An 11,504-nucleotide genomic window follows, 5' to 3' on the forward strand; every position below is an offset into this window, starting at 1 on the left:
ATGCTTCGGGCCCTTGCCCGCGCGCTCGCCTTCCTGGTGGTCCTGGCGGCCGTCATCGGTGGCGGCGTCGCCTGGTTCCTCCATGCCTACCGCGCCCCGGGACCGCTGACGACGGGGGCGACGCTGGTCATCGAGCGCGGCAGCGGCCTGACCGCGATCGCGGCGCAGCTCGAGGCGGCGGGAATCGTCGAGAACCGCTGGGTGTTCCTGGCCGGAACCGCGCTCGACGGCGGCGACCGCGCCCTGAAGGCCGGGGAATACGCCTTCGCGCCCGGGACCTCCCCGGCCGAGGCGGCCGACCTGCTGGCCCGCGGCAGCAATGTCTCGCACAAGATCACCATCCCCGAGGGCCTGACCTCGGCCGAGATCGTGGCCCTGGTGCAGGCCGAGCCGCTCTTGACCGGCGAGGCCGGGGACGTCCCGGCCGAAGGCTCGCTGCTGCCGGAGACCTACCAGTTCATCCGCGGCGACACCCGCGTGGCCGTGATCGAGCGGATGCGCAAGGCGATGCGGCAGGAGGTTGACGCGCTGTGGGCTAGGCGGGGCAACGGCCAGCCCGTCAAGTCGCCGCAGGACGCCGTCACCCTGGCCTCGATCGTCGAGAAGGAGACCGGCGTGCCGGCGGAGCGGCCGGTGGTCGCCAGCGTGTTCCTGAACCGGCTGCAGGCCGGCATGCCGCTGCAGTCGGACCCGACCGTGATCTACGCCCTGACCGAAGGGAAGAAGCCGCTCGGCCGCCCCCTGTCCCGGGCCGACTGGAAGCTCGATTCGCCCTACAACACCTATGTCGTGGCAGGCCTGCCGCCGGGGCCGATCGCCAATCCCGGGCGCGACGCACTTGCCGCAGTGCTCAAGCCGGCGGTTACGGACTATTATTACTTCGTAGCCGACGGCTCCGGCGGGCACGTCTTCGCCCGGACGCTCGAGGAGCACAACCGCAACGTCGCCGAATGGCAGAAGCGACGACAGGCCGCCCCGCCCAATCCCGGCGACGCGGCCCCGGACACCGGAGACACCATTGAACGGTAGAGACGACCCCCATCTTCTGCACACGATCCGCGGGGTCCTGGTGCCGATTCACCCGGCCGGCTACCCGTTCATCGGCGTCTTCGCCGTTGCCACCGTGATGCTGTTCATGCTGTGGGAGCCGCTGGGCTGGCTCGGCGTGCTGGCGACCGCCTGGTGCATCTACTTCTTCCGCCACCCGCCGCGGGTGACGCCGAACCGGCCCGACCTGGTGGTGGCGCCGGCCGACGGCGTGGTGCAGATGGTGGTCCAGGCGACACCGCCGGCGGAGCTCGGCTTCGGCAACCGGCCGCTGACCCGGATCAGCATCTTCCTCAACGTGTTCAACGTGCATGTGAACCGGGTTCCGGCCGACGGCGCGGTGATTGACGTGAAGTACCGGCCCGGCAAGTTCCTGAACGCCAATCTGGAAAAGGCCAGCGAGGAGAATGAGCGCAGCGCCGTCTCGCTGCGCCTGCCAGACGGGCGGATCCTGGTCTTCGTCCAGGTCGCGGGGCTGGTGGCCCGGCGCATCATCTGCGACCTGTCCCCGGGCCAGCCGGTGGTGGCGGGCGAGACCTATGGGCTGATCCGCTTCGGCAGCCGCACCGACATCTACCTGCCGGACGGGGTCGAGCCATTGGTCTCGGTCGGCCAGACCATGATCGGCGGCGAGACCGTGCTGGCCGACCTGGCGGCGGCCGCCGTCGCCAACCCGGTCGCGATCGCCCGATGATGAAGCCCGAGCAACGTCGGCACCGGCGGCCCTTCCGCCGCCGACCGGTCGTCCGCATCCGCGGCCTGACGATCAACCGGCTGCTGCCGAACATCCTGACCACTCTGGCGCTGTGTGCCGGGCTGACCGCGATCCGCTACGCCGTGCACGAGCGCTGGGAACAGGCGGTGACGGCGATCCTGGTGGCCGCCGTGCTGGACGGGTTGGACGGCCGCGTCGCCCGGCTGCTGCGCGGGTCGAGCAAGTTCGGGGCCGAGCTGGACAGCCTGGCCGATATCGTGAGCTTCGGCGTCAGCCCGGCGATCATCCTCTATCTCTGGATGATGCAGTACGCCGGCAGCCTGGGCTGGCTGGCGGTGATGGCCTATGCGGTCTGCGCCGCGCTGCGCCTGGCGCGCTTCAACACGGCGCTGGACGACACCACCCTGCCGCCCTTCGCCTACAACTACTTCACCGGCGTGCCGGTGCCCGCGGGCGCCATCCTGATCCTGATGCCGGTGATGATCAGCTTCGAGTTCTCGTCCGGCTTCTGGGTGGCGCCGCTGTTGGTCGGGCTGTGGACCGTCTTCGTGGCGCTGCTGCTGGTCAGCCGGATCCCGACCTTCTCGATGAAGGTGGTGCGGATTCCGCAGGAATATATCGTGCCGGTGCTGGTCGGGATCGGGCTGGTGGCCACGCTGCTGGTTACCGCCACCTGGCCGACGCTGGTCGCGCTCGGCCTGATCTATGTCGGCAGCATCCCGTTCAGCATCCAGCGCTATGCCCATCTCAAGCGCCAGGCCGCGTTGATGATGGGAGAGCTGGATGAGGAGGAGGCGGCGCCGACTGCCGATCCGGCGCAGCAGCCTCCGGACCAGCCGGATCAGCCGAACGCGGCGTAGGCGACCAGCAGCAGGGCGAAGGTGGTCGCCACCCAGCCGACGATGGTCACGATCTCGCGGATCAGGTCGAACGGGCTGTCGGTATCGTCATCGTCATGGATCAGATGCATGGTCGTGCTCTCGCTGTGCGTGATGGCACCATGCACGTTCTCTCGTGAACGCACCGTGACGGCAGTCACACCCGCATGACGCGGCGGATCAGGGCGTCGGACCAGGTCGCGGGCAGGGCGGCGAGCAACCTCGTGCCGGCGTGGACCGGCCAGGGAAAGGCGATCAGCGGCCGGGAGCGCTCCAGCCCGCGCCGGATCACCGCCGCCGCATCCTCGACCTCCATCAGCATCGGCATCGGGAACCTGGCCCCGTCGGTCATCGGCGTGCGCACGAAGCCGGGGCAGATCACCGAGACCCGCACGCCGCGCGGCCGCAGCTCCACCCGCAGCGCCTCGCCGTAGATCCGAACCGCCGCCTTCGACGCGGCATAGGGGCCCATGCCGGGAAAGCCGCGGAAGCCGGCCAGCGAGCTCATCAGCGCGATCTGCCCGGCGCCGCGCGCCGCCATGCGCAGCCGGATCGGGTCGACGGTGTTGAGCACGCCGTCGAGATTGACCGCCAGGATCCGGCGGCCCTTCGCCGCCGCGTCGGCGCCCTCGGCTCCGCCCGGGCCGATTCCGGCATTGGCGATCACGAGGTCCAGCGGCCCGGCCTCGTCGGCCGCCGTTACCGCCGCTGCCATCGCCCTTTGATCGGTGACATCGACCGCCGCTGTTTCCAGTGTCGCGCCGAGGGCCCGCGTCGCCTCGGCCACCGCCTCCAGCCGGGCCGCGTCGCGCCCCAGCAGCACCAGCCGCACGCCGGGTGCGGCGTAGGCCTTCGCGAGCGCGGTACCGAGGCCGCTCGAGGCGCCGGTGATCAGGATCGCGGCCGGCGCCATGGCGTTCTCCTTGAGCGGGATGGATATTTCCCATCAGCGAGGAGGGAATGGGCTATTTCCCTTTCGGAATCGTCCGCTTATAAGCCCGCTATGACTCAGGATAAGACCGCCTCGGCCCAGCTTTCCAGCATGACCGGCTTCGCCCGCAAGGAGGGCGGCGTCGAGGGCGTGTCCTGGGTGTGGGAGGCGCGCAGCGTCAACGGCAAGTCGCTCGACCTTCGCCTGCGCACCCCGGCCGGCTTCGAGCGGCTGGAGGCGGCGGCGCGGGTCGAGCTGGCCAAGCGCTTCCGCCGCGGCAACGTCACCTTGAACCTGTCGCTCGGCCGCAGCGAGTCGGCGCCGCAGCTGCGCATCAACCGCGAGATGCTGGACCAGCTGATCGCGCTGGTGCGCGAGGTGAATGGCGACACCGCGCCGGTCCAGGTCGACGCGCTGCTCGGCGTGCGCGGCGTGGTCGAGAACGGCGACTCCGCCTCGGCCGAGCTGAACGGCGCCGTCGAGGCCGAAGCCGGGGCGGCGATCGCGCCGTTGCTCGACGACCTGCTGGCGACGCGGCTGGAGGAGGGGGGGCGCCTGCGCGACGTCCTGGCCGGCCAGATCGACCAGATCACCGAGCTCGTGAACCAGGCCCGGGTCTCCGCCGCTGCCCAGCCGGAAGCGCTCAAGGCGCGGCTCAAGGCCCAGCTCGACCTGCTGCTGGAGGCCCGGCCGCCCTTGGCCGAGGACCGGCTGGCGCAGGAGGTGGCGGTGCTGGTCGGCCGCTGCGACGTGCGCGAGGAGCTCGACCGGCTCGACGCCCATATCGGCCAGGCGCGCGGCCTGCTCGCCGCCGGCAGCGGCGTCGGGCGCCGGCTCGATTTCCTATGCCAGGAGTTCAACCGGGAAGCCAACACGCTGTGCTCGAAGGCGGCGGATGTGGCGCTGACCCGGATCGGCCTCGACCTCAAGGCCGTGATCGAACAGTTCCGCGAGCAGATCCAGAACATCGAATGACCACGGATATTCCTCGGCGCGGGCTCATGCTCGTCCTGTCCTCGCCCTCGGGGGCGGGGAAGACCTCGATCACCCGGGCCGTGCTGGCGCAGGACCCGAACCTGACGATCTCGGTGTCGGTCACCACCCGCGCCCAGCGGCCGGGCGAGATCGACGGCACGCACTACCATTTCATCGACCAGGCGGCCTATGACGCCATGGTCGCCAATGATGAGCTGTTCGAACGCGCCAAGGTCTTCGGCCACGGCTACGGCACGCCGCGCGCGCCGGTCGAGGCGGCGCTGGCGGCCGGCCGCGACGTCATCTTCGACATCGACTGGCAGGGCACCCAGCAGTTGGCGCAGAAGGCGCGGACCGACCTGGTCAGCGTGTTCGTGCTGCCGCCGACGGTCGAGGCGCTGGAGCAGCGGCTGCGCGCCCGCGCCCAGGACAGCGACGCGGTGATCGCCGGCCGCATGGCCAAGGCGGCGGACGAGATGAGCCACTGGCCGGAATACGACTACGTGATCATCAACCGGGACCTCGATGCCAGCATCGCCCAGGTGCAGGCGATCCTGGCGGCGGAACGGCTGCGCCGCAGCCGCCAGACCGGCCTGCCGGACTTCGTCCGCGCGCTGCAGGCTAGGCTCTAGCTCTTCTCCTGGCGGGCCGCCACGGCGCGGGCCAGGCGGACGAAGCCGGCGATGTCGATCTCTTCGGCCCGCGCCGTCGGCGTCAAGCCCGCCTCGGCCAGCAGCGCCTCGGCGTCGCCCAGGCTGCGCAGGCTGGCGCGCAGCATCTTGCGGCGCTGGCCGAAGGCGGCGGCGGTGACCGTCTCCATCGCCGCGAAGGGGACCACCTCCCGATCGGCACGCGGGCGGAAGCGGACCACGGTGGAATCGACCTTGGGCGGCGGCGTGAAGGCGCGGGCCGGGAGGGTCAGCAGCGGATCGACCTCGGCCCGCCACTGGGCGATCACCGACAGCCGGCCATAGGCGTGGCTGCGCGGGTTGGCGACCAGCCGGTCCGCCACCTCCTTCTGGAACATCAGCGTCAGCGACCGGAACTCGTCGATCCGGCGCAGCCAGCCGATCAGCAGCGGCGTCGCCACGTTGTAGGGCAGGTTGGCGATCACCGCGCGGGGTGCCGGCACCAGGGCCGGGATGTCGGTCTTCAGCGCGTCGGCCTCGACGACCCGCAGCCGATCGCCGGCGATCGCCGCCAGTTCCTCCAGCGCCGGCCGGAAGCGCCGGTCGCGCTCGACCACCGTGACGCTGTCGGCGGCGGAGGCGAGCAGCGCCCGGGTCAGCCCGCCGGGGCCGGGCCCGATCTCGACCACATGCACACCGGCCAGGTCGCCGGCCTCGCGGACGATCCGGGCGGTGACGTTGAGGTCGAGCAGGAAGTTCTGGCCGAGCGACTTCTTGGCCGCCAGGCCGTGCCGCGCGATCACGTCGCGCAGCGGCGGCAGGGCGGCGATCGCGTCGCGAAGAGCGTCGCCGGACAGGGTCAGAGACCCGTCAGAGCCGGATGTCGATATAGGCGTTGCCGCGCAGATCGCGCAGCAGCCGGCGCTGCATCATGTCGATCTTCTGGTCGGCCAGGCCGCCGCGGATCTGGTCGCGGTCGACGCCGTCGCCGCCGGCATCCTGGCGGGAGCAGACCATCATCACGGCGACGCCGTTCGGCACGCGCAGCGGCGAGCTGACCTGGCCGTCGGGCAGGGCGCTGACCACCTGGCGCATCGCGTCGGGCAGGCGGCTGAGCGGCACGTCGCCGAGATCCGGGTTGGCGGTCACGCCCAGCTCCTTGGCCTTGGCCTGGAAGGCCTCGCAGCCGTTCACGCTGGAGAAGTCGTTGCGCATCTGCGCCACCACGGTCTGCACCCGATTGGGCGGCGCGGTCGGCGGCACCGGGACGACGATCTGGTTCAGCCGGACCTTGACACCGGCCGAGGTGTTGGCGTTGACCGTCCGCTTGTCGCGCAGCAGCAGGATGTTGTAGCCGCCGAGGGTGCGGATCGGGTCCGACACCTGGCCCTTTTCCATGGTGCCGAGCACTTGGTCGAGCGCGGGTTCGAGCTGCCCGGCCAGCACCCAGCCCATGTCGCCGCCGCTCTGGGCGCCGGCGGCCTGGCTGAACTGGCGCGCCACGGCCGGGAAGGGGGCGCCGCGCCGGATTTCGGAGACCAGCCGGTCGGCCAGGGCCTTGACCTGGCCTTCGCCGGCATCCTGGTCGACCGCCAGGAAGATCGAGGCGACGAGATATTGCGGCTTGCCCTGATTGGCCTTCAGCCGCTCCACCACCTCGTCGATCTGGGTGTCCGAGACCTCGACCTGGGAGATGAAACGGCGCTGGATCAGCTGGCGCCAGCCGAGCTGGGCCCGCACCTGATCCTCCAGCGCGGTCTGCGGCACCCCGGTGGATTTCAGCATCGTGAACAGCTGCTGCGTCGACATCTTGTTCTGGCCGGCGATCGCCGCCAGCGCCCGGTCCACATCCTGGTCCGGAACGGCGATGCCGGAGCGCCTGGCCTCCTGGCCCTGCAGCTTCTCGTCGATCAGCAGGCGCAGCACCTGGGGCAGCAGCCGCTGCTGGGCGTCCGGAGTCGCCGGCAGGCCGCTGCTCATCAGCGCCAGGCGCATGCGCATCTGCAGGTCGGCCACGGTGATCACGTCGTCATTGACCACCGCGGCGATGGTGCCGACGGCGGAGGCCGGGGCGGGGCGGGTCTGGGCCATCGCCGCGGGAACGGCGAGAGAGGTGATGGCCAGGACCAGGGCGACGATCGGGGCCGACAGGCGACGGATCATGAGGGCGACACGGCCTCGCAGTTGAAAGGCGCAGATACAGCACGTGACTTTGGCCGACTCAAGGCAAAAGCGGCCGGACCCAGGGACGGCATGGGCTTAGCCATCCTCGAGATGGAGCAGCGCGGCGACGCCGAACAGCAGGGCGACGCCGGAGGTGGCCCAGGCGGCCATCGGCACCGGCAGGGTTCCGGCCCGGCCGAGCGCCGCCACGATGTCGCCGAGCACGAAGATCGAGAAGCCGGTGACGATGGCGCCGACGATCATCAGCACGGTGTCGACCCGGCGCCCGGGCCGCAGGCTGAAGGCCGCGGCGACCAGGATCATCGCCGCCATCAGCAGCGGCTGCGACAGCAGCCCCTGATAGGCGATGCGGTAGCGGGTCGAGGAGAAGCCGGTGGCCTCGAGGTTGCGGATATAGTCCGGCAGGTCCCAGAACGAGATGGTCTGCTGCGAGGCGAACCGCTCCTGGATCCCGTTGCGGGTCAGGTTGCTTGCGATCGAGGTGGTGTCGACATGCTCCGCCGGCGTCTCGCCCTTCATCACCCAGGCGTTGCTGATCACCCATCTGCCGTCCTGCAGCTGGGCGCTGGCGGCATCGATCCGGCCGCGATAGCTCTCGTCCGGGTTCAGCAGCAGGAACATCGCGTTCTGCAGCTGGTCGCCGTTGCTGCCGACCGTCTCGGCATGGATGACGACGATCCCGCTCTCGTCCTTCTGGCGCAGCCAGAAGCCGGTCCGCGCCACCTTCATGACGTCGCCGGTGCCGCCCAGGAAGTCGAGGTCCAGGCGCTCGAACCGGCTGTACATCGCCGCCGAGATCGGGTTGACGACCGTGATCTTGAGCACGCCCAGCACCATCGCCGCGGCGATCACCGGGGCCAGGAACTGCCAGGCCGACAGGCCGGCGGCCCGGGCCACCACCAGCTCGCGGCTGCGGGTCATGCGCCAGAAGGTCACCATCGCCGCGATCAGCACGGCGAAGTGGAACAGGATCTCGATATCGCTCGGCAGCTTGAAGGCGGCCAGGGTAAAGGCCAGGCTCACCGGCAGCTCGGGGATAGAGCTGACCTGGCGCACGAACTCGACGAACTCGAACACCGCGATCACGCCGCTCAGCACCAGCAGCACGGCCATGAACCAGAACAGGAACTGCCGCACGATATAGGCGTAAAGGGTGGGGGAACGAACCATCGGGTGCGGGCTGGCCTGTGGGTGCCGGTTGGGCGGGTCGGCGGATCTTCTACAACAGACGGCCCGCCGCGGCGACCATCAAGGAGTCGCAGCCGGGCGGCGGGGTCGTTTTCGACCGGTGACGGCTGTGAAACCCGCTGTTACCTTGCAGGTTCCGCCGCCTTGGCCGCGGCCATCGGAAATCGCCCGGAAGACGACAAGATGCAGATCTCCTTCGCCCCGCCCGCTTCCGTCGAAGCCGGCGCCCTGGTGCTCGGCGTGTTTGCCGACGGCGTCCTCTCGACGGCTGCCGCCGTGGTCGACAAGCGGTCGAAGGGGGCGCTGTCGCGGGCGCTGAAGGCCGCGCCGAAGTTCAAGGGCGGCCGTGACGAGACGCTGACCCTGTACGGCCTTGCCGGTGTCGGCGCCGACCAGGTCGTGCTGTTCGGCCTCGGCAAGCCGGATGAGGTCGACGCGGTCCGGCTGCAGCGGGCGGGTGGCGCGGTCGCCGCGCTGCTGAACCAGGCCCGGATCCATGAGGCGACGGCCCAGTTCGAGGGCATCGTCCTCGCCGGCCAGGGCGCGGGGGCCGCGGCCGCCGAATTCGCCTTCGGCGCCCGGCTGCGGGCCTGGCGCTTCGAGCGCTACCACACCAAGGAGAAGGCCGAGGCGAAGCCGACGCTGAAGAGCCTGGCGGTGCAGACCGGCGAGGCTGCGGCGGCGAAGAAGGCCTTCGCCCGCGCCGATGCCGTGGCCCAGGGCGTGTTCCTGACCCGCGAGCTGGTGTCCGAGCCGGCCAACATCCTCCATCCCGAGAGCTTCGCCGCCAAGGCCAAGGATCTGGCGGATCTCGGCGTCGAGGTCGAGATCCTCGGCGAGAAGCAGATGCGCAAGCTCGGCATGGGCGCGCTGCTCGGCGTCGGCCAGGGTTCGGCGCGCGAGAGCCAGCTGGTGGTGCTGCAGTGGAAGGGTGCCGGCGGCAAGCGCAAGGACGAGGCGCCGATCGCCTTCGTCGGCAAGGGCGTCACCTTCGACACCGGTGGCATCTCGCTGAAGCCCGGCCAGGGCATGTGGGACATGAAGTGGGACATGGGCGGCGCAGGCGTGGTCACCGGGCTGTTCAAGGCGCTGGCCCTGCGCAAGGCCAAGGTCAACGCGGTCGGCGTGCTCGGCCTGGTCGAGAACATGCCGTCGGGCGACGCGCAGCGGCCGGGCGACATCGTCACCTCGATGTCGGGCCAGACCATCGAGGTGTGGAACACCGACGCCGAGGGCCGGCTCGTCCTGGCCGATGCGCTCTGGTACACGCAGGACCGGTTCAAGCCGAAGGCGATGGTCAACCTGGCCACCCTGACCGGCGCGATCATCATCGCGCTGGGCAGCGACCACGCCGGGCTGTTCTCGAACGACGACGCCCTGGCCGAGAAGCTGGCCGCCGCCGGCAAGGCGGTCGAGGAGAAGCTGTGGCGGATGCCGCTGGCCGATTCCTACGACAAGCAAATCGACAGCGACATCGCCGACATGAAGAACATCGCCGGCAGCCGCGACGCCGGTTCGATCGTCGCCGGGCAGTTCCTGCAGCGCTTCGTCAACAAGGTGCCCTGGGCCCATCTCGACATCGCAGGCACCACCTGGTCCAGCAAGGACACGCCGACCGTGCCGAAGGGCGCCACCGCCTTCGGCGTGCGGCTGCTGGAACGGTTCGTGGCCGACAATTACGAAGGCTGATGGCCGAGATCCGGTTCTATCACCTGACCGCGCGGACGTTCGAGCAGACCCTGCCGGTGCTGCTCGACCGGACGCTGCAGCGCGGCTGGCGCGCCGTGGTCAGCGTCGGCTCGGAGGAGCGGGTGGAGAGCCTGGCCGGCCATCTCTGGACCTATTCCAAGGAAGGCTTCCTGCCGCACGGCACCAAGCGCGACGGCTTCGCCGAGGAGCAGCCGGTCTGGATCAGCGACCGGGTGGAGAACCCGAACGGCGCCCAGGTGCTGTTCCTGGGCGACGGCGCGGAGTCGGACGGCGAGGGCGCCTTCGCCACGGTCTGCGACCTGTTCGACGGCAACGACCCAGAGGCGGTGCAGGCCGCCCGCGGCCGCTGGAAGCGGTTGCGGGACGCCGGCCACACCCTGGTCTACTACCAGCAGGACGAGGCCGGAGCCTGGAGCGAGAAGCAGCGGGTGGGCGGGTGACGCCGCGCGTCACGCTGTGGCTCGCGGTCGCCCTCTGTGCCCTGCTGGTCCTCGTTCCGGGGATCGACCTCGTCGTCTCCGGCTGGTTCTACGCCCCCGGCAGCGGCTTCGCCTGGGACGGCGCGCCGCTGGCGGAGGCGATGCACGAGGCTGTGCAACTGGTGGTCCGCACGGGCGGCGTGCTGCTCGTCATCGCGGCGCTCTGGACCTGGCTCGCACAGCGGCGGCTGCTCGGCCTCGACGCGCGGCGCTGGACCTTCCTGGCGCTGGCGCTGGCGATCGGGCCGGGGCTGGTGGCCAACGCCGTGCTGAAGGACCATTGGGGCCGGGCCCGGCCGCGCCAGGTCGAGGCCTTCGGCGGCACCGCCGTGTTCACGCCGCCGCTGATCCCGGCTGGCCAGTGCGGCCGCAATTGCTCCTTCGTCGCCGGCGACCCGACCGTCGGCTTCGTCATCCACAGCGTCGCCTATGTCGTCCCGGCGCGGCGGCGCCGCCGGATCTTCTGGGGATCGATGGCGCTGGGCGGTGTGCTCGGCCTCTTGCGCATCGGCATGGGCGGGCATTTCTTCAGCGATGTGATCTTCGCCGCCGCGGTGATCCTGCTGGTCAGCGCCGGGCTGCACGCCCTGCTGTTCGACCGCTGGAGCACGGCCGCTGCCTGGCGCGACTTCACCCGCGGCCTGATCCGTTGGCCGGAGCGGGGCTGAGTTGCAGCCGTAGCCGATTTGTCCGGCAAGTGGTGCGCACGCGCGATCCGCGACCATATAGACTGACAGCCAAGGCCGCCGCGGATCAGGCATCCGGGCG

Annotated in this window: 13 protein-coding genes; 8 read left to right on the plus strand and 5 right to left on the minus strand. The window is 70.5% G+C overall.

Annotated elements, in window-relative coordinates; all coding sequences use genetic code 11:
• Genes mltG through pssA form a run of 3 tightly spaced genes read left to right on the plus strand, consistent with a single transcriptional unit; the run spans position 1 to position 2,622 of the window.
• Entirely contained in the window at positions 1-1,029 is a 1,029-nt protein-coding gene (gene mltG / locus ACTOWL_RS07315) for an endolytic transglycosylase MltG (protein WP_441320543.1), read from the plus strand.
• Entirely contained in the window at positions 1,019-1,741 is a 723-nt protein-coding gene (locus ACTOWL_RS07320; protein ID WP_441320544.1) for a phosphatidylserine decarboxylase, read from the plus strand. The genes mltG and ACTOWL_RS07320 overlap by 11 nt, the downstream gene beginning before the upstream one ends.
• On the plus strand, positions 1,738-2,622 hold the full coding sequence (gene pssA, locus ACTOWL_RS07325; RefSeq protein ID WP_441320545.1) for a CDP-diacylglycerol--serine O-phosphatidyltransferase: 885 nt from the start codon (positions 1,738-1,740) through the stop codon (positions 2,620-2,622). Before ACTOWL_RS07320 ends, pssA begins: the two co-directional genes overlap by 4 nt.
• Here pssA and ACTOWL_RS07330 read toward each other — a convergent pair.
• Together ACTOWL_RS07330 and ACTOWL_RS07335 are read right to left on the minus strand one after the other, a co-directional pair.
• Entirely contained in the window at positions 2,604-2,732 is a 129-nt protein-coding gene (locus tag ACTOWL_RS07330) for a hypothetical protein (RefSeq protein WP_343712928.1), read from the minus strand. The two genes, pssA and ACTOWL_RS07330, sit on opposite strands and share 19 nt — an antisense overlap.
• Before the next feature lie 65 nt (positions 2,733-2,797).
• Positions 2,798-3,553, minus strand: a complete 756-nt coding sequence (locus ACTOWL_RS07335; protein ID WP_441320546.1) for an SDR family NAD(P)-dependent oxidoreductase — start codon at positions 3,551-3,553, stop codon at positions 2,798-2,800.
• Between the two features lie 90 nt (positions 3,554-3,643).
• Between ACTOWL_RS07335 and ACTOWL_RS07340 the strand changes: the two genes are divergently transcribed.
• Both ACTOWL_RS07340 and gmk read left to right on the plus strand, forming a co-directional pair.
• Positions 3,644-4,546 (plus strand): YicC/YloC family endoribonuclease, encoded by a 903-nt coding sequence (locus ACTOWL_RS07340; protein ID WP_441320547.1) that lies wholly within the window; start codon positions 3,644-3,646, stop codon positions 4,544-4,546.
• Positions 4,543-5,178 carry a guanylate kinase gene (gene gmk / locus ACTOWL_RS07345; protein WP_441320548.1) on the plus strand — a complete coding sequence of 212 codons (636 nt, stop codon included), beginning with the start codon at positions 4,543-4,545 and terminating at the stop codon, positions 5,176-5,178. Before ACTOWL_RS07340 ends, gmk begins: the two co-directional genes overlap by 4 nt.
• Here gmk and rsmA read toward each other — a convergent pair.
• The 3 genes from rsmA to lptG all read right to left on the minus strand — a co-directional run bounded on the left by rsmA (position 5,175) and on the right by lptG (position 8,529).
• On the minus strand, positions 5,175-6,038 hold the full coding sequence (gene rsmA / locus ACTOWL_RS07350) for a 16S rRNA (adenine(1518)-N(6)/adenine(1519)-N(6))-dimethyltransferase RsmA (RefSeq protein ID WP_441320598.1): 864 nt from the start codon (positions 6,036-6,038) through the stop codon (positions 5,175-5,177). The two genes, gmk and rsmA, sit on opposite strands and share 4 nt — an antisense overlap.
• 7 nt (positions 6,039-6,045) lie before the next feature.
• A complete protein-coding gene (locus ACTOWL_RS07355; protein WP_441320549.1) occupies positions 6,046-7,338 on the minus strand; it encodes a peptidylprolyl isomerase in 1,293 nt (430 codons plus the stop codon).
• 96 nt (positions 7,339-7,434) lie between these two features.
• Positions 7,435-8,529, minus strand: a complete 1,095-nt coding sequence (gene lptG, locus ACTOWL_RS07360) for an LPS export ABC transporter permease LptG (protein WP_441320550.1) — start codon at positions 8,527-8,529, stop codon at positions 7,435-7,437.
• 201 nt (positions 8,530-8,730) lie between these two features.
• Between lptG and ACTOWL_RS07365 the strand changes: the two genes are divergently transcribed.
• The 3 genes from ACTOWL_RS07365 to ACTOWL_RS07375 are packed head-to-tail and all read left to right on the plus strand — an operon-like array spanning position 8,731 to position 11,404.
• Positions 8,731-10,236, plus strand: a complete 1,506-nt coding sequence (locus ACTOWL_RS07365; protein WP_441320551.1) for a leucyl aminopeptidase — start codon at positions 8,731-8,733, stop codon at positions 10,234-10,236.
• On the plus strand, positions 10,236-10,697 hold the full coding sequence (locus ACTOWL_RS07370) for a DNA polymerase III subunit chi (RefSeq protein ID WP_441320552.1): 462 nt from the start codon (positions 10,236-10,238) through the stop codon (positions 10,695-10,697). Before ACTOWL_RS07365 ends, ACTOWL_RS07370 begins: the two co-directional genes overlap by 1 nt.
• Entirely contained in the window at positions 10,694-11,404 is a 711-nt protein-coding gene (locus ACTOWL_RS07375) for a phosphatase PAP2 family protein (protein ID WP_441320553.1), read from the plus strand. Before ACTOWL_RS07370 ends, ACTOWL_RS07375 begins: the two co-directional genes overlap by 4 nt.
• Positions 11,405-11,504: the final 100 nt, after the last annotated feature.

Origin of the sequence: Inquilinus sp. CA228 (assembly GCF_052078665.1) — a bacterium.
Classification (GTDB): Bacteria; Pseudomonadota; Alphaproteobacteria; order DSM-16000; family Inquilinaceae; genus Inquilinus.